The organism is Rhodococcus sp. APC 3903, from assembly GCF_030407755.1.
GTDB lineage: Bacteria > Actinomycetota > Actinomycetes > Mycobacteriales > Mycobacteriaceae > Rhodococcus_F > Rhodococcus_F erythropolis.
This window is the reverse complement of the sequence record NZ_JASDCV010000024.1, coordinates 56,500-80,765: the sequence shown is the minus strand read 5'-3', so window position 1 is coordinate 80,765 and position 24,266 is coordinate 56,500. Positions and strand designations below refer to the sequence as shown.

Genomic DNA, 24,266 nt, shown 5'->3' with positions numbered 1-24,266 from the left:
GGAAGTGTGTCGGTGACCGAGCCGTTCTGCCCGGTCGGACATAGCCGGGTAAGAGCTGGAAATAGGACTTGGACTTACCGTTCCGCCGAGTAGTCGTCAGCGTAGAGGCAGTGTCGCCTCGGCAGTATGAACATCGATACTCCCGACGCGACCGCAACGAACGAAGTTGGAACTCTCCGGTCGCGGCGCCGGACCGAGACTGTCTCATCGCAGCGCAAGTAACATTCCCGCCGCACCGGCGACGAGCACTCCGTCGATCAGGACGTCGAACGTCCGAGCGTGGAGCCGTTGCACAATCCACCGTCCGCACAACGATCCAATGAGAAGGGCAACTCCGATCGTCAATCCACGGACCACGACAGCCGAGGTGAGCGTGCCAGCGTTGCCGAACGTGGCGAGCTTGCCCGCGTAGAGAAAGACTGCACTGGCCGCCTCCGAACCGAGGAATGCCCCACCGCTCATTCCGTACCCAGTGAACACCGGCACGCTGAGCGGACCCGTCGAAAGAACAAGACCTGTTAGAAACCCCACGACGGCACCCGCAACTGCCAGATGCCACACCCGAAAACGTAAATGTAAATGCCGGATTCGCCGACGGAGGGAGACCATAGAGAGGAAGAACACGGCAAGAAACACCTCGACCACAGCCGGGGGGATGGTCAGCAATGTGTGGGCGCCCAGCACAGCGCCAGGGACCCCCGTCGCCGAGTAGGCGAGAACTGGGCGCCACTGAATCTGGCGCCACCAAGCGATCACACGTCCGACGTTGCCGAGAACGGACGCGATCGCCATCACCGGAACGGCGACCTGGGGCCCGTACAGAAGGACCAGCACCGGCAATAAGATCAACGAAGAGCCGGTACCGACAACGCCACCGATAATCCCGGCGAGGATGGCCAATGGGATTAGGAGTAGTGCAGCCATAAATTGATCGGTTCACGCCGGCCGTAGTGCCGGGGGCAGCAGTGAATGAGCCGAAAGATATGACGACGGCAGGCCGGCGAGCAGCGGTACGTTGTCTCCACGACTGTCACGTTCAGCATTCACGCTGGTCCGTCGCTCGCGGATGCCAGCAGCGGCACCACTGTATCGCTGATCGGTGTCGAGATACCGTGCGCGCATCCGCGTCGCTGGACGACGGCGTTGCGTGCGCTCCATTCGAGGGGCCGGTTGGCCTGCCGGTCAGCCAGTATCGAGGTCCCCATGTCAGCTGGGTGCCCTTGGAAGATCTCAAGGATCTCTTGCGGCACTTCGTCGCCCAGGTTTGCGCCTTCGGCACGAGCGACCTCGAGGCACTCGCTGAGATAGTCGAGTGCCAATCGAGCGATGTCGGTCCGAGCGAACATTCCCGAGCGTCGACCGGTGAGTACCATCAGGCCAGCGACTGCGTTCTGGAGCAGTTTTCTCCATGCCATGGTGGTGAAGTCGACCGCCAGATCTACCGAGCACCGAGTGTCGTGCATCGCGCGGGCTACGACCAGGGCTGCAGGCAAGTCCGGTACAGTCAGCCGAGCTTCTCCGCGAAGCCACACTGATCCGTCGGGCTGAACCTGGGCCGGAAACCACACCACCGAAGGCAGCACTGAGCATCCAGGGGCGTAAGGCGCCACGGTCGATTCTTGCTCGACTCCGTTCTGCAGCACGCAGACAACAGTTTTCGGGCCACACAACGCCGCCAGCCACGGGGCGGCCGCATCGACCTGAGTTGATTTGACGGCCAGGAAAACAAGATCTACGGGCTGGTCCATACGTTTCGGGTTAACGAGTACAGGACCCGGTACTTCTATCCGCCCACCCTCGTCTCGAAGCGTGAGGTACTCACGCGCTGTGCGACCACACAGTATCGGCGTGCGACCGGCCTCATGCAGCGCCGCCGCCACGGTTGTACCGATCGCACCTGGACCCACCACTGCAACAGTAGGTTTCGAGATCGTGGGCACATCTGCTGAATGATCGCTCGAGGTCATGGCCGATACGTTACGCTATAACGTGTGGATCACACGATAGGTAATGAAATTTCAGATGGCGAGAGTCCGCTCACGAGATGGCTGGGCATCGTGCAGGCTCGCAGCGGCGACCTCGCAGCGAGCGAGGCGAAGGTTGTAAAACTGGTGCTGTCGGACCCCCTATTCGTAGGTACGAGCACCGCCGCGCAAGTCGCTGCACGGGCAGGTGTGTCCGCCCCGAGTGTGGTCCGCGCCGCACGAGCAGTCGGGTTCGCTGGATTCACCGAACTCAAACTCGAAATTGCCCGCGCTCGGGGGACCACTGAATTCTTCGCACCCACAGGAGATCTCACTGACAGCGCTACGTCGGCCGAGGTACTCGAGGCCTCCATCCGAACGGGCCACGACGCACTGATCGCACTCGGTGGGGCAATGACAATCGCGGCACTGGACGAGGCGGTCGGTGCATTAAAACATGCTCGCCAGGTTGTCGTCGTCGGGGCAGGCACATCCGCAGCCGTCGCCGCGGATGCCGTCTTTCGTCTCCGCGCTATCGGAAAGACCACATTCACCATTCCCGACCACGAGTCAGCGATGATCGCGGCGCGACTCCTAGGCCCCCATGACGTCGTGATCGCTATCAGTTCAACCGGGCGCACCTCATCGACACTCAGCGTGGCTGATGCAGGGTGCTCCGCCGGTGCAAAGCTAGTCGCGATCACCAATCAGTACGACACTCCCCTCGCGTTACTTTCCGACATCGCCCTCGTGGTCGGCGGAGCGCCGCTGCCGATGCAAATGGCTGCAGCAGGAAGCCGACTCGCTCAGCTCGTCGTCATCGACGCACTGGCAACCGCGATCGCCATCCGCGACCCGGATCAACGCAGCAGAGCCGAGCGCGCGGGCATCGACCTCCCCGATATCTCTTAAAGCGAGGCGCCGTTCTGCCCTGCCACTCTCTGAAACCGCAGGCGATATGCGGGACACGCCACTGCAGTCGCATTTGTGCGATTGTCTCTCGCCGGCAAGAAGCCTGTCGGCCCTCGACCCAAAAGTCTGGGGCCAACTCAGTGAGCAGCGTCGATGCGTTGAATAACACCGGAGTTCCCGGGGACTTTGAGGTGCCTGGTTATGACAGGTCGGATTGGCCCCAGCTTGAGCGGGTCGTGACAAGTTGGGTTGGCCCCATCTCGACGCGCCGGGTGTGTTGTGTCGAATTTGAGTGGTCCCATCCATTGTTAGCTGTGACGCCAACGATCAGGAGGACATGAGATCCCCAAATTGGTTGAGCGGCAATTTAGTCGACTGCGGATCATGTGGACGAGCTCACATCCGGCCGAAGACTGACGTGGTGGGTGGGGACCAATCCCGAGCCGGTCCTCATTGCCTCACAGCGACACCAGGAAAGGGCGAGCAAGTACCACGCTCGCCCACCCAGTAACCTCGCAACCTCGTCACCAGGAGGGCATGCACTCGGGAATCTCACGACCGCAAACCTCGCAGATCCAGCACACACCCACGCATAGATGGGCCTCCGTTGAGCTGGCGGGAGTCGACTACTGCAGTCGAATGAGGACCCCCATTCCGTCATCGGCCATCTATGCGACCCCGTAGGTCCGCCCCGCGTGGCGGGCGAGCACCGTTACGCGTTGTACCTAGCGTCCGTCATCTACACACAGTGACGATCCTGCAAACAGACGCTGCCGGCGCCGAACACCACGGACACGGTGGCGGACCTGAGAAGCATTGCCGTCGAACCACATCGGACGCCACCCTGAATCAGGTTCGTGGTGGAACGCGTGTCGGCAAGCTGCCGACGGAGCTTCCGCCAGCGGCGAACTTTCCGTGTGGGACGTACGCAACTCGTCTCATGTCGGCCCCGTTCAACCCGAAGCCTTCCGTCGGCTCGAGTGCCATGTCGGCTGCAGCGATGCTCTTGCCGAAGATCGCGTGAGCGTCGTCGGGAGGGCGCGTGCACTCGTCGGGATCTCTTGGCGACAAAGTTCGGCACTCCATCCTGCCACCAGTCGGGCCGATCACTCTAAGAATGCTGGGACGCGGCTCGGTGGCCTTACGCCATCAGCGATCACCCTCGTCTGAGTACGTGCGCACGATTCGATCGGTGAGAAGTGGAAGGATTTTGGCCGTGCCGATAGATGTGAAGTGCGACGATGTCCGGTGAGCTTCGAAGCCGGCCTCGTCGATATACATCTCGAGGATGGTTATGTGTAGCGGATTCTCGACGTTGCGGAAGTACTCGTAGCCGAGATTGGCCGGCTCCTTTCGGCTTGCCTCGGCGAGTTGGGCCAGATGGCCGAGCGCCTCGTCCGCGGTTTCCTCGTCCAGCCGGTATTCGGCGACTACTCGAAAGTTCGACGTAGCACGTTGTGTGTTCTCGGTCACGAAACTTCCTCTCTAGTAGTAGATTACGGGCAGAACACCGTGCCGGAACACGAATCGACGACGACTACGTTCGGTACGGGTCCTGACGCCTACTGACGCTTTTCGTGCGGTCGATTCAAGTGTCATCGGGGGGTCAACGTGTACTTCGTGGACAAAAACTCGCGAATTCCTTCGAAGCCACCTTCTCTTCCGATCCCCGAATGCTTGATGCCGCCGAAAGGCGCTGCTGCATTCGAGACGAGACCGGTGTTGAGGCCCATCATCCCGGTTTGAAGTTTTTCTATCATTCGCTGGCTTCGGCCGACGTTCTCTGTGTAGACATAGCTGACCAAGCCGTACTCGGTGTTGTTGGCAATGTGCACGGCCTCGTCCTCGGACGAAAAGCGAGTTATTGCCAGCGCTGGTCCGAATATCTCCTCGTTCACCATCCGAGCTTCAGGCCCGATCTTGTCGATCACGGTCGGTTGAAAGAAGTTCCCTGGGCCGACGATGGCCTGACCGCCGGTGACAATCTCCGCGCCGGTGTCCACCGCGTCAGCGACGAGACCTTCTGTCTTCGCGATGGCTTTCTTGTCGACCAGTGCGCCGATGTCGTAACCTTCGTCGGCCCCACGGCCAATTTTCAACGCAGCTACCCTTTTACTTACTCGACGAACGAATTCGTCGGCCACGGAATCGTGTACCAATATGCGGTTTGCGGCGGTACATGCCTGACCGATGTTGCGGAATTTCGCGAGCATCACGCCGTCGACCGCTCGGTCGATATCTGCGTCCTCGAAAACCAGGAAGGGTGCGTTGCCGCCGAGCTCCATCGAAGTACGCAATACGTTCTGCGCAGCAGCTTCGAGGAGTTTGACGCCAACCGCCGTCGAGCCTGTGAAGCTCAGCTTGCGAAGGCGTGGATCCGATAGCAGGGCACTGGACTGAGCGCTGGGATTCGACGTGGGCACTACGTTCACCACACCCGGCGGAAGTCCTGCCTCTTCCAGCAGCTGCACCAGGTAGATCGTGGTCAGCGGAGTGAGTTCCGCCGGCTTGATGATGGTGGTGCAACCGGCGGCGAGTGCCGGAGCAATCTTGCGGGTTGCCATCGCGAGTGGGAAGTTCCATGGTGTGATGAAGTAGCAGGGCCCCACAGGGAGGTGCGACACTGTGATGTTGCCTGACCCTTCGGGGTTTCGGCGATAGTCTCCGCTGACGCGTACGGCTTCCTCGGAGTACCACCGAAGGAACTCTCCACCGTAAACGACCTCACCACGTGCTTCGGCGATCGGCTTCCCCATTTCCAGGGCGATGAGCAGAGCAAACTCTTCTTTGCGATCCATCAGCAAGTCGAATGCTCTGCGGAGGATGTCCGAACGTAGGCGGCTAGGTGTTTCGGCCCACTCTTGTTGTGCTGCAACGGCTGAATCGAGGGCGCGAATGGCGTCGTCGACCGTTGCGTCGGCAATCGTCTTGATCACATGCCCGGTTGCGGGGTCTTCGACGGTGAAGGTCGCACCCGAACTCGATGTCGCCCATGTTCCGGCGACGCCGATACCGGTTTCGACACGGTTGAGTAGGTCCTGTTCATGTGGCTTCAATGTCACGACTGGTTTTCCTTTGTGGCTGAGGTCGGGGCGTGCGCACGGAATCCGTCGGCCACGATGCGTAGACCTTCACGTAGCAGCTCGTCGGAAATTGCGAGCGGAGGGAGAAATCGGATGACGTTTCCGTAGGTGCCGCACGTAAGAACCACTACGCCGTGATCCGCGGCGAATTTTGCGACGGAAGCGGTCAGCGCCGGGTTCGGATCTGTGCTGTCGGGGTGAACTACTTCTATGGCTTTCATCGCGCCGCGGCCTCGGATGTCGCCAATACGGTCGTCCGAGGCGCCCAGTTCGGTGAGGACCTCATCGATGATCGCCGCGATTTCACGTGCACGACCAACCAGGTTGTTGTTTTCGTACGTTTCGATTGTGGCGAGCGCTGCGACGCAGGAGATTGGGTTTCCGGCGTAGGTGCCGCCGAGAGCGCCGGATTGTGGCGAGTCCATGATCTCTGCGCGGCCAGTGACTGCGGCCAGTGGCAGTCCACCCGCGATACCTTTTCCTGTTGCGATGAGATCAGGTACGACTCGCTCGTGGTTCGCAGCGAAGAGATCACCGGTACGGGCGAACCCGGTTTGGACTTCGTCGAGGATGAACACGACGCCGTTGGCAGTTGCCCATTCGGCTAGAGCAGGCAGAAAACCGGGCGCGGGTTCGATGAATCCACCCTCGCCCTGGATGGGCTCGATGACGATTGCTGCGAGATTGGATGCGCCGACCTGTCTTTCGATTTGCAGGAGCGCATTTTCTGCCGCCTCCGCCCCGCTCAGCCCATCGCGATATGGGTACGAGGTTGGAACACGGTAGATCTCGGGTGTGAACGGACCGAAGCCGTTTTTGTAAGGCGTGTTCTTCGCAGTCATGCCCAAGGTGAGGTTGGTTCTGCCGTGGAACGCGTGATCGAAGACCACGACCGCATGTTTGTTGGTGAAGGAGCGTGCGATCTTGATCGCGTTTTCGACGGCTTCGGAACCGGTGTTGAACAGTGCTGTGCGTTTCTCGTGGTCACCGGGGGTGATCGAGTTGAGTTTCTCGGCGACCGCAACGTAGCCGTCGTATGGAGTGACGGTGAAGCAGGTGTGGGTGAACAGTTTCGCTTGGCGAGTTATGGCTTCGACAACGGCTGGAGCTGAATTGCCGACGCCGGTGACGGCAATGCCCGAACCGAGATCGATCAGAGAATTGCCGTCGGCATCGATCAAGATGCCGCCTCCGGCTGCGACGATCGATATGGGTACGACGTGCCCTACGCCGGCCGCAACGGCTGCCTCTTTTCGACGCATGAGCGCCTGCGATTGCGGTCCTGGAATTGCGGTGACGAGTTCTCTGTGTTGCGGCACCAGTGGGCCGCCTGTTACTGATGAGACTGACAATTCGTTCCTCATTTTTTGGTGTTGTCGATAGTGAGCGTCAGAGCCAGCGCGGAGCTGTCGGGGCTGTGCCGATCTCGCGGCCCGACGTGTCGACCGCGGACACTGCGATGTTTCTGCGGCCGGTCACCCACATCAGCAGGTTCGGAAGCGACCCGGACACTGCGGTGCGTGCCGTGGTCGAATCGGCGGTGGTGATGTGACTCGATACCGGTTCGAACTCTTCACCGGTGTCCGCAACTGTCATGTGCACGCGATAGTCGTCTCGGGTGGCCCATGTATTCAGGACATTGTGAATTATTCGTCGCTGCACCGCCGGCGGTATGTCCGCTGCACTCGCCGAATAGTTGAGATCGAGTGCATGTAACCACAATTCGCGAGATCGCATCCACACGGTGTCGAAGACCGGTATCCGCACACCTTGGGCGTTGTTTACCTCGGTAGACCAACGATTGGCGGGGATTGCGCTCCAGGCGATTTCGAGCGCTCTCGCCTCCTTGTCGCCGAGTTCGCGGAGTTCGACTTTCGACAGTGGTGCTGCGCTGTCGATTTCCCGGCTCCGCGCATGGGCAGACTCGTACATCGGTTTCTCGATGCCTGTCGTCGCCCAGTCCACCAGCCGGCCGAGGGCGCGGGCGTTGAAACCGACGTGCGCGATCACGTGCGCGCGAGTCCATCCTGGAAGCAACGAGGGTCCACGCAGTTCGTCGTCACCGAGTTCGCGCAACGTCCGGTCGAAGTGCATTTGTCCGGCTCTCACGTAGCCGAGATCGACGGCGAGTTCGTCAGCCGGCTCTCGCATCACGTTCACAGCATTCTCCTTCACAAGATTACGAGTAATTCTTCAGCGAAGTCGGTCGGGCATCATGGCTGAGGATTCCTCCGAGTAGTGTTGCGACGACGTCGATTTCCGATATGTTCGGCGCGGTGAGCGGCGACGACGAGAACACGGCGAAGTCCGCAAGTTTTCCCCGTTCGAGGGTGCCTTTGTCATCGATCTGACCGGTCGCGCGCGCAGCCCATTCCGTGTGCGTTCGAAGGGCTTCCTCCGGTGTGATCGCCTCGTTCGAGCTCAGGTCGAATCCGGTGTCGGTACGACGATCGACGGCCGACTGCATACCTCTACGAAGATTGTTGTCGGCGACGGGAAGGTCTGATGAGCCTGCGAGTATTGCTCCCGCATCGATGACCGATCGCCCACGGTAGAGCCACGGTTCACGGTCGGTGCCGACAAGATCGGCAATCTGATCGCCGAGCGGCCCGATGAAACCTGCCTGGGGGGTCACAGCAATCGCGAGATCGCCGGCACGACGCACTTGATCCGGTCGAGCGATGCCGAAATGTTCGATACGGCACGGAGCTTTGTGGCGGCCGTAGCTCTTCTGCGCCTCCTCGATCAGGTCCAGGGCCAGGTCTATTGCTGCGTCTCCGATCGCATGCAATGCAAGCGGCCATCCCGATCGATATGCCGCGAGTGCACGCTCTCGATGCAGTTCCGGCGTGTCGAGGAGGTATCCCCGGTTGTGTTCATGGCCGCAGAAGTCCTCTGTCACAGCGGCGGTCGCCCCGAGCAGAGAACCGTCGAGAAAGACCTTGACGTGCCCCAGCTGAAGGTGGGAATCGCCGAAGCCGTAACGAATCCCGAGGTCCAAGCCAACTCCTGTCCCCTCGCCGCAGAAGTCCGAAGCGTTCGCGGCAAGGGGATGAAGAGCGTCGATTGCCGGCATCAACTGTGCACGAGCGTGCAGATGATTGCGATCTGCAGCCAATTGATAGGCCGCGATTTCGATGGAGCTGTGGCCGATCCAACCGCCACCGACACCGGCTTCGGTGAAGCTGGTTATCCCCTGTGCAGCAAAGCGTTTGGTTGCTTCGTCGATTGCCTCGGCGAGCCGCTCGGTGGAGTAGGGCAAGAGCAACGCCTGCACCAACCCTTGCGCCGACTCTTCGACGACACCAGTAGGGCGGCCCTCGTCATCCCGCACGACGACACCTCCGACGGGAACTTCGAACCCGTCGTCAAGCGCACCTATGAGACGCAACGTAGCGGTGTTCGCGATCGCTGCGTGACCGGAGGTGTGCCGTAAGTACAGTGGGCGGTTTCCCGTCACGGCGTCGAGCCGATCGATAGCAGGGAATTCGCCGCCGTAGTGCCCCTGGTTGAAACCTGTGCCGTGGACCCAGGCATCGGCGTCATCACCGATACGCTCTACTTCGGTCTCGATCAGCCTGTAGAGATCCTCGAGACTGGCGGCGCGGCTGAGGTCGATCGCCGCCAATCCGAGTCCCCACCAGACGGTGTGACAGTGAGCGTCGATCAGACCGGGCGTCACACAGGCGTCTGCGAAGTCCAGGGTTCGTATCGCCTCGATACCGGCGACTTCGTCGTCGAACCCGACGATCCGGTCACCGATTACCCCGACAACCGAAGCGATCGGCCGATGAGGATCCATGGTGATGATTTCGCGCGCCCGCACAATGAGGTCGAGTTGCATAAGAGAGATGTCCTTGTCCAGTAGTCGAGCCGCGTCTGATCCAGCGGTACGAGGTGCGATGTTTCGAACACCAGCCTCGCTACGTTTCTCAGTGCTTGAAGCCGGGGAGGTCCACGCTGAATTTCGGCGCGATCGCTCCTGCCGATGCGGTGATCAACGAGATCAGCGCGAGAACCAACGCAGCGGGCCACCAGTGGTCATGCGCTGCAGCTACGAGGCTGGTAACCAGAAGTGGAACGAATCCTGCAATCATCGCGGCGGTGTTGTTCGCGACGGCAACACCTGTGAATCGGGTTCGCGCCGGGAAGAGTCCGGTCAGAACAGCTCCTGTACCTGCGTAGGGAAACGACAACGTCGCCACTGCCAACGTCATCGACAGAACGATGAGCACGGGAACGCCCGAAGTCAGTAGCAGAAAGGCCGGCAGAGCGACTACGGCAGAGGCGATCCCGCCCCACAAGATCACCCGACTCGAACCGAATCGCGCGCCCAACCGCCCGCTCAACAAGATCACGAAGATCTCGACTACGGCCGCGACGATAGTTCCGAGCAGCATCAACGATCGGCTGTATCCGAGTACGTTCACTCCGTACCACACACAGAATGTCGTGACGAGGTAGAACCCGCCCATTCCGAGAAGTGAAGCCGCCATTCCGATCAGAATTTGACGCCAGCTGTGTTTGAAGGCTGTGCTCACGGGATTGGTCGCCAACTCCCCAGCTTCCTCGAGCTGACGGAAGACAGGGGATTCTTCGAGTTTGCGCCGAATGTAAACCGCGACAAGAAGTAACGGTAACGAGAGGAGGAAGGGAATGCGCCAACCCCAGGATTCGAAGTTCTGCTGCGAAATTGCAATGGTGACCAGAAAAAATCCACCAGAAGACAGAATTGTTCCGATCGGAGATCCGATGAGGGGAATCACTGCGTATCGCGCCCGCAGATGCAGTGGCGCGTTCTCCACCACCAGGGTCAAGGCGCCTGACCATTCCCCTCCTACGAAAAGGCCCTGCACGATTCTCAGCAGTACGAGCAGCACCGGCGCTGCGATGCCGATCGCTGCGTAGGTGGGCAGTATGCCGATCAAGGCGGTAATGATGCCGATACCGACGATGGTGATCATCAGCGTCTTTCGGCGGCCGATCCGATCGCCCATTGCACCGAAGACGATGCCGCCGATCGGTCGGGCCGCTACACCTACTCCGAAAGTGGCGAACGAGGCAAGTGCGGCCAAGGTTGCGTTGCCGCTGGTGAAGTACTGAACATTGAACACGAGAGCGGCCGCGGCACTGAACAGGAAGAAGTCGTAGTACTCGAGCACGGAACCGACCAGAGCGCCGAGTGCGACCTTGTTTGCGCTCTTCTTGTCGAGCTCGTGAACGGCTCCGAATTCGATCGACGTCGATTGTGTGTACGTCATAACTCTCCATCAGGGATGAGGGATTCGGTCTGCTTCTGTCCCCAGGGGATTTCGGCTTGTTGCAAGCATTTCAGGTTATTCGCTCACTGTCCCTAGGCATTCACCGCCGATTACGGCCACGATTTTGTGCATATGCCCTATTCTGACTTGGTGAACCACTTCGCCCCCTCACGACCGGGCAACGAGCCGGACGCCCGCGACTCAGGAAGATGGCAAGAGCTGCTCGACAGCCTCGACGTCGCCGAACTGACCGACACCTTCGTCAAACGTGTCGCCTCGATCGCGGGCTACGACTCGTCGCCGCTACCGACGTCCGAGATCGAACGCACAGGCCGGATGGCCTTCTCTGCCATGCTCCAAGGTCTGCGCGCGGGAGGTCTGCCCGATTTCGTCCCCGTCGCGAACGATGTCGGCATCTCTCGTGCACGGGCAGGGATCCCCATCACCTCATTGATGACCGCGATCCGATTGGACTACAACGTGCTGTGGGAGGCCCTCACCTCCGCGTCGTCACCGAGGGATGCCGAACTGTTGGTCCGACACACGTGGATCGTGCTTCGCACCGTCGACGAGTACGCCGCACAGACACAAGGGGCCTACATGGCCGAACGAGAACGCATGTTGAGAGAGGAATCGTCTGCGCTGCAAGGACGCATCGCAAACCTGTTCCAGGATCCCCGATCCACAGACACAGATCAACTGGATGCAATTGCAGCCGAACTCCGAATCCCACAACGCGCCCCACTTCTGGTCATCGGAGCTGCCGGTGACGACATCCCGGCGCTACGAGTGTTCATCTCCGAAACCGAGCGCTCCGGACGAACGGTGTACACCCACTACCTCGGCGACGTCCTGATTGCCTTCACACGCAGATTCGACCTCTACGGACCGCAAGTCACCGATGTCGGCCGGAACCTCCTCAAGCTTCGAGTCGGAATTGTCAACGCCGACACCGGTCTGTCAGCCCTTCGCGCGGCGGCCAATACCGCACGAGCTCTCACACGAACAATCACCAGCGAAGACCACGCGGCTCTCACCTGGGACCGGGGGTGGGCGAGACTGGCCAAACTAGGCCTACAAGAATCAGGAAACGGGCTACTCACCGATGTCGACGATGCTTTGGTGACCTGCGGAGACGCGGAGCGGGTCCGTCTCGAAGAATGCGTGCGCAGCTATATGAAAACAGGCAGTATCGGGGAATCGGCCAACGAGCTGTTCTGTCACCGCAACACCGTTTCCAATCGTCTTCATCGATTTGCGAAACTCACCGGTTTGGACCCCACGATTCCTGAACAATCGGCGAGACTCGTAGTGGGTTGGGCATAGAAGCACTCGAAACGCCTTCCCCTTTACCTTCTCGGGGCGATCGCCGTCGGAAGCGTCACGCAACGAACTGTATGGGCGAGGTCGTTCTACGTGCGCTGGGAGGCTGCCCGGTAACGCGCTTGAAAGCGCGGCTGAACGCAGCTTGAGAGGTGTAACCAAGATTTCGAGCCATGGCTTCCACCGACATCGTGTCCTGGGCCAGCCACTGGCTGGCAAGAAGCATTCTCAGTTCCGTCGCGTACCGCAGAGGCGGTACACCGATCATCGCATGAAAGCGCTCCGCGAACACCGATCGGGAAACATGGCACTGCGATGCCAACTCCGCTACCGTCCAATGATGTCCGGGATCCCGGTGGACAGCCAAGATGGCTCCCGCCAGTCGCGGATCGCGCAGCGCAGCCACCAGTCCAGAGGCATTGTCGCAGCCACATTCAACCCACCCTCGCACGATCATCGCAGCCACGACTTCGGCGAGACGCGCTGAAACACCAGCAAAACCGACACGCGCCGAACAAGTCTCACGCCTCATCGCAGCAAGGATCGGTAAAAGTCCGGGATATCGCTCCCCCTGGGCGTCGGCGATCATGATCTCGGGCATGATACGACTCAGGCCTTGCATCCCGCCGAGATCGAATTCCATGTAACCGGTGAACAATACGGCGCTGGGAGACAGATCGGCGGCGAGGCCGACATTCACGTCCCCCACCGCATCACCGAGGGGTTCGGAGTCGTAGCTGTCGATGCCCTGAACCACTACGCCCGGCCCGGACAGCCACTGATGGGGGCGACCGTGCGGGATGAACACAGCGTTGCCCGCTGACAGTTCGTGGACGGTGCCGTTCGTGGCACGCAGGAACGCGTGACCGACTGCGAGAAAGTGGAAATAGGCACGGCCCGGTTTCGCATCGAAGCCGATACCGAATCGCGGACCGGCATGAACGCGACGGTACTGCACTCCACGCAACCGCATACTCGTCAACAGTTCGCTGATGAGGTCGGAGGACGAGGCGAACATCCCGGCAGCCGACTCGGCCGGACTCTTGATCAAAACGGCCGGATCCTCAGTCATAGATCATCCTGAAAGTCGTATCTAGTGTTGACTCAAAGCCTTTCATGCGATCCAGGAGAAGTACAACCGTTGTCCAGTGATGTATGCAGCACCGCGCCCGATACCCGACCCGCCCGAGCAGCCGCAGTTGTCGACCCGCCACCGCTGCCGGTAACACCGAAGTGGATGGCGGTGATGTCACTGGCTCTGGGCGTATTCGGGCTGCTTACGGCCGAGTATCTTCCGGCTAGTCTGTTGACTCCGATTGCCGATGATTTGGGTGTGCCGGAAGCACTGGTGGGCCAAGCAGTCACCGTCACGGCTGGAGCAGCAATCCTCTCTGGACTACTGACGGCAAGCCTGACACGACGGATGGACCGGCGGATTGTTCTGCTCAGCTTCACTGTGCTGATGATCGCGTCGAACTCGCTCGTGGCCCTGGCCCCGAACATGGTGGTGCTGTTGGCGATGCGGATCCTGCTCGGTATTGCGCTAGGTGGTTTCTGGAGCATGGCGGCTGCCACGGCGATGCGCCTGGTACCGGAATCGTCGGTACCTCGCGCTGTATCAATCATTTTCAGCGGTATCGCCGTAGCAACCATCGTGTCCGTACCGCTCGGTAGTTACCTCGGTGAACTGTCCGGTTGGCGCAGTGCCTTTTGGCTCACCGCAGCCCTCGGGGTCGTGACGCTTGCCTTCCAACTGTTTGCGTTGCCCTCGATGGCACCGCGGCACGAGGCACGGTTGAGAACCTTGTGGTCGGTGTTGGTACATCCACGCTTCGGGATCGGCATCGTCGGCATGTTGCTCGTCCACATCGGGCACTATGCACTGTTCACCTACATTCGGCCGGCACTCGAAACCATGGTCAATGTCGGCGCCTCCACCTTGACTGTTCTATTGTTCGCCTTCGGAGTGGCGAACTTGGCAGGCACACTTGTCGCCGGATGGCTCCTCCAACTCAGCCTGCGTCTGACATTGGCGCTGATGCCCTTACTGATCGGGATAGCTGCTCTAGGTCTGGCACTGATGCCTGCAACTCAGAGCGTAAGCGCAACCTTGGTGGTGTTGTGGGGCTTGGCATTCGGCGGAGTTTCGGTGGCGTGGTCGACGTGGGCGACCAGCACCGTGCCCGACAAGGCGGAAAGTGCAGGCGGGATCGTGGTTGTCGGTGTCCAATCCGGAATCGCTGCAGGTGCCGCAGCAGGCGGTGCAATGTTCGGAGCCGGGGGCGCCATGGCGGTGTTCTCGGTTTTCGGAGTCGTGCTGATTGCGTCAGCATTGTTCATCACATTGTCCGTGAAGAACCCCGATCCCCCTGCCTGACATCGGTTACCTGCATCCGACAGCAGACTGGGACTACGAATCAGCGAGGTCCGCTGATCGGTGCGCGAGCAGCGTGATCTGGCCCGGTCAGTTCTCGAACAGTTTCCGCGCCTCGAGCTGCGCCGCGAACGACAGAAGACCAGCCTCGGTGTGTGGGCGTCCGACGAGCTGTACACCGACAGGCAAACCGTCGACGTCGGCTGCCGGAATGGACACTGCGGGCAGTCCGATGAGACTCCACGGCGCGGTGAGTGAGAGCAGGCCACTTGGAACGTCGACCGGCTGATCCTCGACACTCACCCGACGGCTGAACAGCGGCGGTGCCGAAAAGGGAATCGTAGGCAGCGCGATGAAATCGACCGCACTCAGTAGCTGAGCAACACCTACAAGGAACTGTTCACGAATCGCGATCGCCTGCAAGAACTGCGAATCGGTGTACGCGCCGCCCATCTCGAGACGCTCACGCACCTCTGGGTCGTAGAGATCGGGTGCGAGACTGAGCCTTTCGGCGTGGATCGCGTGAGCTTCACGCCCTTGGATGACACGATAGGAGAAGCGAAGCGCCTCCGCGCCGTGGAGATCTATTTCGTCGGTGACAAATGGTGCGACCAGATCGCGGGCAGAACGGGCAATCGATGGTTGAGTGACATGAATTGATCTCGGCGATATCCAGCGAACGCGCACACCGGCGACGGAGCTGCACTCGGCCGGTGCTGAGAAACCGTCGATCAACGCCGACAGTACGACGTGTGCATCAGCCGCACAGCGAGCCAGAACGCCCACAGTGTCCATCGAACTGGCCAGAGGAAGTACTCCGCGCGTGCTGATCGCCCCTTGTGTGGGGCGAATACCGACGACGCCGCAGCATGCGGCGGGGATTCGCACGGAACCACCGGTATCGGTGCCGAGTGCGACTGGAATGACACCGGCAGCGACGGCGGCCGCCGAACCGCTACTAGACCCTCCGGACATGTGCCCCAATGCATGTGGGTTACGAGTGGGTCCAGTAGCAGCACGATCCCCCGTCGGACCGTTCGCGAATTCATGCGTCGTCGTCTTCCCGATCACTATCGCACCTGCTCGTCTGAGCCGCTCGACGCAATCTGCATCGCGAGCGGCGATCCGATTCACGAAATGGCGCGAACTGGCGGTCGTCGGCAGACCTCGTACATCGATCATGTCCTTCACCGCTATCGGCACCCCGTGCAGCGGACCCCGGTCAGCACCTGCGGCCAATTCTCGATCGGCGGCGGCGGCTGCTGCACGAGCTCCGGCCACGTCGATGGTGACGAACGCGTTGATTGTCGATTGCGAGCGCTCGGCCTCCTCGATGGCAATCCCGATCAAATCCGCTGACGTGACCCGACGTGCCCGAAGGTCCGCAGCCAGGTCCGTGATGGTTCTTCGGCTGAAGTAGCCGCCAGTCGCGGATACGTGGACGGCCGAAGGGGGATTCTCCGTCATGCCGCCGACACGGTGAGCGCCGCGAGGGCCTCGCGGAAGGGTTCGATCGGGGCGATGAGCAGACCCGCGCCCGCGTGTCCGCCTTCACGCAGGGCGGCACCCATGTGGATACGCGGAGTGATCGCGGTGGAAACCACACGTGCCGCGTCGATTCCGAACGGAACGCCACGAAACCCTAGATACGGAATCTTCCACTGGGGGTGCTCGGTGTGAGTAATGCCGTACATTGCCTCCGTCGTTTCGACCATGTTCTGAGCCGATCCGCCGCTGTAATCCTGGAGCGAAAAAGCAGCCGCCGCCGACAGGCCGCCGAGCCCCACCGTCTCGGTGATCAGGCTCTCGCCGCCCATGTACGCAGTATCCTCAGCGGTGATCCCGTCGAAATATTTCGCCTGCAACGAGGGAATCGGCGCGCGGAACCATCGCTGGCCGGTGCCAGCTGTACGAATCGCGAACTCCTTCCCGCTCAACGCCATAGCGGTGACGATGCTGCTGTGCGGTGTATCGCTGGCGGTTGTCGCGATGCTCTTACCCGTCGCCATGGCGACATGGAGAAAGAACAGGTCGTTCCGACTGAGAAAGTTCAGAACGTCGCGGGTTGCTGCGGTGAAGCCATTGGCCTCGAGAATAAACTCGTAGATCTGCTCGAAGAACACCGCTGTTGCCGCTGTATTACGGCTGTGCAAGTCATCGCCCATACCGAGGGCACGCCGAATGATGGGACTGGTGTGTAGACCGCCGTTGTGTCGTAGTGCCGCTGAAAGGGCTGGGCCGAGCACGTCCTTGATCCAGGTCAATTGTTGATGTACAGCCTCGTTCCATACCCCGTAGGTGAGTCGTTCGCGGGCACTTCCCTCGTAGAGAACGCAGTGTCCGCGCGAACCCGACATCGAATCTTCGACAACGAGGACAGGCATCGACGCCGTCGTCACCCCGGTCAGCGAGCCTACGCACCCGTAGTCATGGCACGGCCGGACGAGGATGTCTCCCGCATGCAGGAGAGCGTCGGCCTCTTCCACCGAGTTCGCGAGCCCCTCGAAGAGTGCTGCTCCCAGTATTGCTCGGCGCTGGCCTCCTTCGTATGCGGGCCAGGGCAGCGGGGCTCCCGAGGTGAGGATGGTGTGGCGGGTCATGCCGGGCAGCGCATCGAGTGCCGGGGTGACGTCGATCAAGACGGGGTCTGCTTGCAGCATCGCATTCACTGCGGCGTTATTTGCGTGAATTCGCCTGTCCGACAATGTGTCTTGCATAGCATCTGCCTTTTGCTCGAGCTGTGTGTCGGTCATGCCCACCGACCGAGGAAATCGATCACAGCAGCATTGACTTCAGCGGGTTTGGACGCGCTCAGGAAGTGATGCCCGTTTGGGATCGTCTCGAGGCGTACTTCGGCCGCACGGGTGAACAGTTTGATTTCCTCCTCGGCGTTGGCCACTGAATAAACCTGGTCTGCCGTGCCGTGGAGCCACAGAACCGGCTGTGTCACTTCGTCCAATCGCCCGAACAGGCCGTCGCGATCACGGAGATTGATCGTGGCGAGCCGCAGTCGGTGCCGGCCCGCGTCGCCGGAGTAGTTCGTGCGGTAGATCTCGAGCCACCTCACTCGGTCTTCCGGGCTCAAGCCTCCCAGCGCAGCGTCGAAGGTGGCATCGACGAAATCATCGGGAACAACCCAGTCGTCGTCGACCGGCTCGCCGAAGGCCTCGATGTAGGGGGTGCAGAATCCCGGCCCGTCCCAGCACCCGAGGTCGCGACTGCGTTGACTCTCGACGTCCAGCGAGGTACCCAACGGAATCAGGCCTTTGACTACCTCCGGTGCCAGCAAGCCCATTCGGGTGGCAATCCACCCCCCTTGCGAAGTCCCCAAGACGAATGCGTTCGGAATGTCCAGTGCCGCAAGAGCCTGCAGGTTCGCAACTGCGCTGTCCCAGTAGGTGAAATGCTTGTATGTCGAACGGGTTCGGCCATGACCGTACGGCTCGAGCGCCAGTAGGTTGGCCCTGTCGGTCAGCGCAGTATCCGCGAACTGGTCGCGGTACAACTCCGCAGAGGTGGTGTACGAGTTGATCATGACCAGGGTCGGCAATTCGGGGTTGTAAGGTCGCCCGAACGTGGCCCCTATGACCGAGCCGCCGAGGTGGGGGATGGTGATGGTTTGATCGAACGTGCTCATGAACTCAATTCCTCTTCTTTGTGGGGAAGTCCCGAGATCGGGTCACGGTAAAGGTGCGGGCGCTACCTGGCCGGCACTCGGTATGGGTGTTGTCTGGCCGGGGCTGCGGGATGGCTCTCGGGCCGACTCGAAGAGCTGATCAACTCGTTCCAACTCTTCCCGGTCACTGGCTCGAAGGAGGCTGACCGCGACGAAGACGACAAGATTGGCTACGAGGCCGACCAGTCCGGAACCTAACCCCTCAAGCCACGGCACTGCCCCGCCTTGGTCCATGTACGGAACCGTCAGCGCCAGAGCGATTACCGCACCGACGAGCAGCCCGGCGATTGCGCCGTCCCTGTTACCTTTGCGCCACATGAGTCCGCCGAAGATCGGTACGGCAAGTTGGATGATGGCTTGATACGCCAACTGCGTGACGCCGGCCAAGTTGGGTGAATCGTAGATGCGGTACGCGATGATCGCGGCGACTATTGCGGTAACTGCCATCGCAGCCTTGGCGAGGTAGAGCTCCTGCTTGTCCCGCAGTGGGTGAACGACAGCAACGATATCGTTTGCAACTTGAGTGCCGATCGCTTGGGTGACCCCGTCGACGAAGCCCATTCCCGCCGCGAAAACTATGACAAGCGCGATCGCCAACAACCAGGTGCCACCGGCGTCCAGCGCGATCGCGAAGAACGACGATACTGGATTAGCGGCGGCGAAAGGGATCGGCGCCGCGCACAGCGCGACAAACATGAGTAGAACGCAGAACACGAAGCCGATTGCCATTGTTTGCAGCGAGCCCTTTTTCACTTCACGCACGCTGGCCGCGGTGTAGATTCGAGTGAATATCATTGGCCAGCAAAGACTTCCAATGATTCCGGCGGCCACGATGCCGAAGTAGTAGAGTCCGCCTTCATCGGATCCGAAGCCGGGCAGGCTCAGTTGAGCGTCGGTAAGCTTGCTCATGTTCGAGATGCCACCGAAGTAGAAGATCAACAGGCCCAGGCACAAAATGGCCGATCCGATGTAGGCAACAATCCCCTGGACCATATCGGTGAGGATGAGACCCCTCATACCCATCTGGACGGTCCAGAACTGACGCACGACCAATACTGCAATCCCGATCAGGATGGAGTCGGCGTCAGAGAGTTTACCCAGCGATGCCCACTGAACTACCGCGCCCATTGCAATGAGCCCGAGAACGAGCCAGGGCACGAGGGCGACGACACTGATGGCGCTTCCGATCAATTTCAGGCCGCGACTGTTGTACCGCAGGTCCAGTAGATCCGCCTGGGTCCGCAGGTCGAACTTCTTACCCCACTTCCATACTGGCCGGGCGATGAAATACATCGCGAGAACACCAAGGACGGAGTAGACGAGAAAGTACAACCCGATCACGCCACTAGCAACGGTCAGACCGAAAACCGCGGTAAAAGTCGAACCGGGCCACCACGAATTCGTGTACGCCATCGACACGAACCAGCTCGAAAACGAGCGCTCGCCGACGGCGTAGTTGCTGAACGTCGCGACGCTTTGCCGGTTCTTGGAGATGTGAAGGACAACAACGATGACGACGAAGAAGACGCCTAAGGCGCCAAAAGTGACGATCATCAGTCCACCGCTCCCTGACGACACTCGGTGACCCAGAGACCGGTGACTGCTGCGATCGCAGCTGCGGACACGAGTATCAGGTACCAGACCGAAATCGGTACGCCGATGACCAGACCGTGCTGGTGGGACATTGCGATGTACAAAGGTGGCCAGAGCGCGATCATATTGATCAGCGCGAATAGTGCGCCGAAGGCGATGTTCCTCGCTGGGGAACGACTGAATAAGCCAGTGCGTTTCATTGGTACTCTTTTCGTCTCTGCAGGCCGTCAACAGGGCCGGCTGGGCGGCGTATAGCCAGATGAAAAGCGTATGAACAATCACATTCCTCGACCATCGGTCAGTTGACGTATTTTCCGCATACCTCCGGTCGGACGTCGCATGCGGACACAACAAACCGAACGGGCGAAATGCACTGGGGCATCGAGAATTTCATAACCGGAACTGAACGGGTGAGAATCCGCCACTAAAGACGCGGCTGCTGCATCATCAACGGAGATACACCTTCCCTCACAGCGCCTTTGGCGCTACCGTAGGGCTTTGGTTTACGCCCGTTCCGGCTCCCCCGACTCGCTGGTCGTTGCGGTCACCCTGACGACGGTCGCACTCCGGGTCCTCACATCTCGCTCGCGAGCAACAGTCCTGCTTCCACAGCAAGCGCGGCGAGCTGCACACGAGATTGGCTCCCGAGTTTGACGAGAAGATGCTCGACGTGGGTCGAAACGGTTCTAGGACTGATGAACAGCTTCTTCGCGATCTGGGGATTGGAACAGCCTCGGGTGACCCAATGAAGAATCTGCACTTCCCGGCAGCTCAACCCGAACGGCCACGGAATCCGACGTTCAACGACCACGAGGGACATTCCGGGACCCGCCGACAACTCGATCCGATGGCACGAACCATCCGACTCGGCCCACAAGTACTGCGCCGGTCGGCCAGCCCAATCCCGGATCGCTGACGCCAACCACCTGCGCGCAGACTCTCCAAGAACCGGACCCGCCGTATGACCTGGCAGCTCCGAAATTGCGCCTGTATCGGTGACTATGACGGCGTGCGCTGCCACCCCAGCCCGTTGCACGGCACCATGAGCGCTCCGGAAGAGATCACAGACGTCAGCGAGTACAGGACGGAACCTCTCGATCACGCTAAGAGCCTCGTTACTGGCGTCTTTGGGGCGCGCCCAACTCACGTGCAGAGCACCGGTATATCGCCCACCAGGCAACCTCAGACACATGGTCGCGCCCTCCTTGAACCCAGCGGGAATCAAGAACCCCTCGGCGGACTGAGTCTGCGCGAACGGGATGTGCCAATCCCTCTGCAAGTCCAGCCAACGGAGGGCGTGCGGAACCTGGGTATGCAACAAATGAAAGCCCGGATTCCCGTCGACGAACGCATCGTTCATATGTTCGTCGAGCTCCCGCGTGTAGCCTTCGCTCGCCAACGTGACGTGCCTATGACTTCCTGAACCCGCATCCCATGCCGTCAATGCGTATCCATCCCATGGAATCGAATCCCGCAGGACTCTCATTGCAGCAGAAGCGCGCACGTGGACATCGGATAGTTCGACGAAACGGCCATCGTCCGGCGGGATCATGGCCGGAAGCAAAGCGTGGATCTGCATACGATACTCCTGGATCCGACTCCCCCAAGTACGTATAGGCTCTCATTGTCTCGCCAGTCAGGCAACATCGGGGAACGAGAGGGAAACCGGTGGTAGAGCCACACGCAGTGGCCGAAAAGTGGCTGAGTTTACGCCCACCCGGCGACCGGCTCAAGCAAGCTGTGGTTGTCGTTCCCGGCACGGTTGACGGCAGTCGAGACTTCGTAATGCTCAGATGCGGATCCGGCACAGAATTGATCATGGCTTGAACTTTCGCTGTGTCGGTGAGGTTCGGGTCGAGCCAAGTCTCCCAGTACATTTCCGGCAGGATCAGCGGCGAACGGTCGTATGTGTTCCCCGCGGCACCTGAGGCCGGGAGTGCAAACCGTACAGGTCCATACCCATTGGTTCGGATCATCTTCGGGAGTTCGGGATCGGGCTACAACTCGTGGAGGCCTCCGTCGTGATCACGTCGCCGTCTCCGTGAAGAAAGTGCGGAATCTCTTTTCCCTCTTGATTTTTCATTCATTCGAAGCTCCACAATAGGATTCTGTCCGTGTATCCGGCGTTGCATGGGTCGACCACCCACGATCACGCTGGATGCTTGATTGGCCGGTGGCTCGATCTGCCTTGCCCGGTTGCCGAGCCCAGCCCAGCCCAGGAGATACACTCCAGCCCTGCCCCATCAAGACAAAGCCGTTCAACTCCGGGTGCAGCTGAGATCCAATGGTCGTACGGGCACTATTCGATCGCGCCCCGCCGATGCGATATCCCAAGACCGCGGCGAGCAGCACCAACTGTGACAGCTCCCCCCTCCGCGGCCGGGAGGGTCAGACCAACTCCGCCCCGCAAGCCGAAATATATGTTACGACCGGTCTGTCTGGTTTGATTCCTCGGTGAAACGAATCATTGCCGCCCTCGCCATCCCCGTCGCATTGCTCCTCACCTCCTGCAGTGGCAGCGAGGACGCGAAGCCGGCGCCCACGACGACCACGATCCAAAAACTGGTGGACGCACCGACAATCACAGTCAAGGCGCCCTCCTCCACAGTCCCCGTGACGACGACCGCCGCACCCATTGTCACAACTTCCGAAGTGCCTGCCCCTCCCGCTGCACCCGCACCCAAAGTCACCGCTCCCCCGGCAGCGCCGAAAGTGCCCACTGTCAAGTACAGCTCATGCGCCGACGTGAAGAAAGCTGGAGCTGCACCTCTCTACAAGGGCGATCCTGGATACTCTACAAGCCTCGACCGCGACGAAGACGGCGTTGCTTGCGAGAAGTAGCTGCACGCAGCACAGAACCCCGACCTGGCCGGAGGCTTTGTCCTGCAGCGGGTTTGGGTTGAATACACGCGGGGAGCCGAGGACGTGCTGCGGCGATTCCAAGTGGGCCAGTCCAGCCGCGCAGGGCACGCCTTCCGGCGCCGTGACAGTGACGTTGAAGGGGTCGCTGCGGCAGCGGCCTGAATGTCGACAACGTAGGTCGACGCTCTGCGAACATCCGCCGGACTGCGGCGAGCTCCTGTTCGAATCTGCTGACCGGCGACGCCCCCACTGCGGCCAGACACCAGCTGTAGTGCAATTTCAGCGGGTCGCTGTCGCATATCGCCACACCGGTGGATTCCTCGAGCGCCAGTGCCTGCGTCCACCGCCGTGCATTCACATGCGCCCAATAGTTCGCCTTCTCTACCCGATCGGATCCATTCGGCTCCTGCCCATTCGGGGCGCATTCGGCAACGAACCGTCCACCCGTTGCTCGGCACCATGTGGTCTTCCCTGCGGCGCTAGGGCCTTCGACTGCGACGATCACTGACACACCCTATGACGTCCTGTTTGACGATCGCCCACCCTTGGGTTCATGCAGTGATGGCCGCAGGCCTTCTGCGTGAAATTGACATCCGGGGATTGATCGGGTGTTCCTACCGAATCGGCTCGTCCATCATTCGATCATTTCTGAGGCACCGGACGGTGAGACAACTCCCCGAAACGACGTTGCCGCCTACCCCCTGACACCTACCCCAACGCTTGTCTGGCGGACGTGGCGCTCCGAATGAACTCCGGGACCCACCGGGTGCTACCGTCCGCCAACTTGAACGTATCCACCGCCTTGGTTAACAGCTCTCGGAGCGCGGAACTGTTCGCATCCGGGTCGTCTGCGTAAAAGCGCAAACCCATGGCGGTCTCTCGTGCGTCCTCAGCGTTCGAGTGGCCACCCTCGCCGTACGCGTCGAGCATGTCGGCAACCTCAAGGATTTTGCTTGTGTTCTCTTCGGCAGCGTCGGTCATTAGTTCTCCCTGCAATGTTCAGTCCTTCAAGCCGCGGCCGGGCGACCGCTTATCCACGGCGCTCCCTGGTGGCCGGGTTACTGTAGCCCCACGAGCCGCCTCGATGGCTCCGTGGCAGATCATCGCTGCAGTCGGTCCGGTGCATATTCCACGGAGTTCTGAGTGCATTGTGCGCGCAACTCGGACTCCTTCATGTCGGTGGCGATGCTCTGCGAGGACCTGCTGTCTGCAGTTTGC

21 protein-coding genes are annotated in these 24,266 nt (G+C 60.5%); 5 read left to right on the top strand and 16 right to left on the bottom strand.

The window, feature by feature from the left end; genetic code table 11:
• Window positions 1-204: 204 nt before the first annotated feature.
• The gene (locus tag QMA15_RS26965; RefSeq protein ID WP_290287318.1) at window positions 205-924 is read right to left on the bottom strand and encodes a sulfite exporter TauE/SafE family protein; all 720 of its coding nucleotides are present in this window, start codon (window positions 922-924) and stop codon (window positions 205-207) included.
• A gap of 119 nt (window positions 925-1,043) precedes the next feature.
• Window positions 1,044-1,967, bottom strand: a complete 924-nt coding sequence (locus QMA15_RS26960) for an oxidoreductase (RefSeq protein WP_290287316.1) — start codon at window positions 1,965-1,967, stop codon at window positions 1,044-1,046.
• Between the two features lie 24 nt (window positions 1,968-1,991).
• On the opposite strand from QMA15_RS26960, the gene QMA15_RS26955 reads away from it, so the two are divergent.
• Both QMA15_RS26955 and QMA15_RS26950 read left to right on the top strand, forming a co-directional pair.
• A complete protein-coding gene (locus QMA15_RS26955) occupies window positions 1,992-2,876 on the top strand; it encodes a MurR/RpiR family transcriptional regulator (RefSeq protein WP_290287313.1) in 885 nt (294 codons plus the stop codon).
• Between the two features lie 748 nt (window positions 2,877-3,624).
• Window positions 3,625-3,900, top strand: coding sequence for a hypothetical protein (locus QMA15_RS26950; protein ID WP_290287312.1), 276 nt, complete (start codon window positions 3,625-3,627; stop codon window positions 3,898-3,900).
• 125 nt (window positions 3,901-4,025) lie between these two features.
• Here the strand turns inward: QMA15_RS26950 and QMA15_RS26945 are convergent, their stop codons facing one another.
• The 6 genes from QMA15_RS26945 to QMA15_RS26920 all read right to left on the bottom strand — a co-directional run bounded on the left by QMA15_RS26945 (window position 4,026) and on the right by QMA15_RS26920 (window position 11,220).
• A complete protein-coding gene (locus QMA15_RS26945) occupies window positions 4,026-4,349 on the bottom strand; it encodes a putative quinol monooxygenase (protein ID WP_290287310.1) in 324 nt (107 codons plus the stop codon).
• Between the two features lie 122 nt (window positions 4,350-4,471).
• The gene (locus QMA15_RS26940; RefSeq protein WP_290287308.1) at window positions 4,472-5,938 is read right to left on the bottom strand and encodes an NAD-dependent succinate-semialdehyde dehydrogenase; all 1,467 of its coding nucleotides are present in this window, start codon (window positions 5,936-5,938) and stop codon (window positions 4,472-4,474) included.
• The gene (gene gabT, locus QMA15_RS26935; RefSeq protein WP_290287306.1) at window positions 5,935-7,323 is read right to left on the bottom strand and encodes a 4-aminobutyrate--2-oxoglutarate transaminase; all 1,389 of its coding nucleotides are present in this window, start codon (window positions 7,321-7,323) and stop codon (window positions 5,935-5,937) included. Before gabT ends, QMA15_RS26940 begins: the two co-directional genes overlap by 4 nt.
• A 25-nt stretch (window positions 7,324-7,348) precedes the next feature.
• Window positions 7,349-8,110 carry a maleylpyruvate isomerase family mycothiol-dependent enzyme gene (locus QMA15_RS26930; RefSeq protein ID WP_290287345.1) on the bottom strand — a complete coding sequence of 254 codons (762 nt, stop codon included), beginning with the start codon at window positions 8,108-8,110 and terminating at the stop codon, window positions 7,349-7,351.
• A gap of 28 nt (window positions 8,111-8,138) precedes the next feature.
• Window positions 8,139-9,803 carry an amidohydrolase gene (locus tag QMA15_RS26925; protein ID WP_290287304.1) on the bottom strand — a complete coding sequence of 555 codons (1,665 nt, stop codon included), beginning with the start codon at window positions 9,801-9,803 and terminating at the stop codon, window positions 8,139-8,141.
• 88 nt (window positions 9,804-9,891) lie between these two features.
• Window positions 9,892-11,220 carry an MFS transporter gene (locus tag QMA15_RS26920; protein ID WP_290287302.1) on the bottom strand — a complete coding sequence of 443 codons (1,329 nt, stop codon included), beginning with the start codon at window positions 11,218-11,220 and terminating at the stop codon, window positions 9,892-9,894.
• Between the two features lie 150 nt (window positions 11,221-11,370).
• Here QMA15_RS26920 and QMA15_RS26915 point away from each other — a divergent pair, with 150 nt between their 5' ends.
• Window positions 11,371-12,546 (top strand): helix-turn-helix domain-containing protein, encoded by a 1,176-nt coding sequence (locus QMA15_RS26915; protein WP_290287300.1) that lies wholly within the window; start codon window positions 11,371-11,373, stop codon window positions 12,544-12,546.
• A 55-nt stretch (window positions 12,547-12,601) separates the two neighbouring features.
• On the opposite strand, the gene QMA15_RS26910 is transcribed toward QMA15_RS26915, so the two are convergent.
• Complete coding sequence (locus QMA15_RS26910) at window positions 12,602-13,615, bottom strand: AraC family transcriptional regulator (protein WP_290287298.1); 1,014 nt, start codon at window positions 13,613-13,615, stop codon at window positions 12,602-12,604.
• Window positions 13,616-13,684: 69 nt separating this feature from the next.
• On the opposite strand from QMA15_RS26910, the gene QMA15_RS26905 reads away from it, so the two are divergent.
• The gene (locus tag QMA15_RS26905) at window positions 13,685-14,920 is read left to right on the top strand and encodes an MFS transporter (protein WP_290287296.1); all 1,236 of its coding nucleotides are present in this window, start codon (window positions 13,685-13,687) and stop codon (window positions 14,918-14,920) included.
• Between the two features lie 87 nt (window positions 14,921-15,007).
• Here QMA15_RS26905 and QMA15_RS26900 read toward each other — a convergent pair whose 3' ends face one another.
• The 6 genes from QMA15_RS26900 to QMA15_RS26875 form a co-directional block, all read right to left on the bottom strand.
• A complete protein-coding gene (locus QMA15_RS26900) occupies window positions 15,008-16,384 on the bottom strand; it encodes an amidase (protein WP_290287294.1) in 1,377 nt (458 codons plus the stop codon).
• Window positions 16,381-17,634, bottom strand: a complete 1,254-nt coding sequence (locus tag QMA15_RS26895; protein WP_290287292.1) for a DUF1116 domain-containing protein — start codon at window positions 17,632-17,634, stop codon at window positions 16,381-16,383. The genes QMA15_RS26900 and QMA15_RS26895 overlap by 4 nt, the downstream gene beginning before the upstream one ends.
• A gap of 32 nt (window positions 17,635-17,666) precedes the next feature.
• Window positions 17,667-18,554, bottom strand: a complete 888-nt coding sequence (locus QMA15_RS26890) for an alpha/beta hydrolase (protein WP_279218517.1) — start codon at window positions 18,552-18,554, stop codon at window positions 17,667-17,669.
• 42 nt (window positions 18,555-18,596) lie between these two features.
• Window positions 18,597-20,147 carry a sodium:solute symporter family protein gene (locus tag QMA15_RS26885; RefSeq protein WP_290287286.1) on the bottom strand — a complete coding sequence of 517 codons (1,551 nt, stop codon included), beginning with the start codon at window positions 20,145-20,147 and terminating at the stop codon, window positions 18,597-18,599.
• Window positions 20,147-20,278 (bottom strand): hypothetical protein, encoded by a 132-nt coding sequence (locus tag QMA15_RS26880; protein WP_257233137.1) that lies wholly within the window; start codon window positions 20,276-20,278, stop codon window positions 20,147-20,149. Before QMA15_RS26880 ends, QMA15_RS26885 begins: the two co-directional genes overlap by 1 nt.
• 482 nt (window positions 20,279-20,760) lie before the next feature.
• The gene (locus QMA15_RS26875; protein WP_290287280.1) at window positions 20,761-21,765 is read right to left on the bottom strand and encodes a LuxR C-terminal-related transcriptional regulator; all 1,005 of its coding nucleotides are present in this window, start codon (window positions 21,763-21,765) and stop codon (window positions 20,761-20,763) included.
• Window positions 21,766-22,640: 875 nt separating this feature from the next.
• Between QMA15_RS26875 and QMA15_RS26870 the strand changes: the two genes are divergently transcribed.
• Window positions 22,641-23,027, top strand: a complete 387-nt coding sequence (locus QMA15_RS26870) for an excalibur calcium-binding domain-containing protein (RefSeq protein WP_290287278.1) — start codon at window positions 22,641-22,643, stop codon at window positions 23,025-23,027.
• Between the two features lie 729 nt (window positions 23,028-23,756).
• Here the strand turns inward: QMA15_RS26870 and QMA15_RS26865 are convergent.
• The gene (locus tag QMA15_RS26865) at window positions 23,757-24,029 is read right to left on the bottom strand and encodes a hypothetical protein (RefSeq protein ID WP_290287277.1); all 273 of its coding nucleotides are present in this window, start codon (window positions 24,027-24,029) and stop codon (window positions 23,757-23,759) included.
• Window positions 24,030-24,266 lie beyond the last annotated feature (237 nt).

Excerpts from the sequence above, each read along its gene's own strand:
- QMA15_RS26965 (WP_290287318.1), bottom strand. The coding sequence starts at position 924 with ATGGCTGCACTACTCCTAATCCCATTGGCCATCCTCGCCGGGATTATC.
- QMA15_RS26960 (WP_290287316.1), bottom strand. The coding sequence starts at position 1,967 with ATGACCTCGAGCGATCATTCAGCAGATGTGCCCACGATCTCGAAACCT.
- gabT (WP_290287306.1), bottom strand. The coding sequence starts at position 7,323 with ATGAGGAACGAATTGTCAGTCTCATCAGTAACAGGCGGCCCACTGGTG.
- QMA15_RS26930 (WP_290287345.1), bottom strand. The coding sequence starts at position 8,110 with ATGCGAGAGCCGGCTGACGAACTCGCCGTCGATCTCGGCTACGTGAGA.
- QMA15_RS26925 (WP_290287304.1), bottom strand. The coding sequence starts at position 9,803 with ATGCAACTCGACCTCATTGTGCGGGCGCGCGAAATCATCACCATGGAT.
- QMA15_RS26920 (WP_290287302.1), bottom strand. The coding sequence starts at position 11,220 with ATGACGTACACACAATCGACGTCGATCGAATTCGGAGCCGTTCACGAG.
- QMA15_RS26910 (WP_290287298.1), bottom strand. The coding sequence starts at position 13,615 with ATGACTGAGGATCCGGCCGTTTTGATCAAGAGTCCGGCCGAGTCGGCT.
- QMA15_RS26900 (WP_290287294.1), bottom strand. The coding sequence starts at position 16,384 with ATGACGGAGAATCCCCCTTCGGCCGTCCACGTATCCGCGACTGGCGGC.
- QMA15_RS26895 (WP_290287292.1), bottom strand. The coding sequence starts at position 17,634 with ATGCAAGACACATTGTCGGACAGGCGAATTCACGCAAATAACGCCGCA.
- QMA15_RS26890 (WP_279218517.1), bottom strand. The coding sequence starts at position 18,554 with ATGAGCACGTTCGATCAAACCATCACCATCCCCCACCTCGGCGGCTCG.
- QMA15_RS26885 (WP_290287286.1), bottom strand. The coding sequence starts at position 20,147 with ATGATCGTCACTTTTGGCGCCTTAGGCGTCTTCTTCGTCGTCATCGTT.
- QMA15_RS26880 (WP_257233137.1), bottom strand. The coding sequence starts at position 20,278 with ATGTCCCACCAGCACGGTCTGGTCATCGGCGTACCGATTTCGGTCTGG.
- QMA15_RS26875 (WP_290287280.1), bottom strand. The coding sequence starts at position 21,765 with ATGCAGATCCACGCTTTGCTTCCGGCCATGATCCCGCCGGACGATGGC.
- QMA15_RS26865 (WP_290287277.1), bottom strand. The coding sequence starts at position 24,029 with ATGACCGACGCTGCCGAAGAGAACACAAGCAAAATCCTTGAGGTTGCC.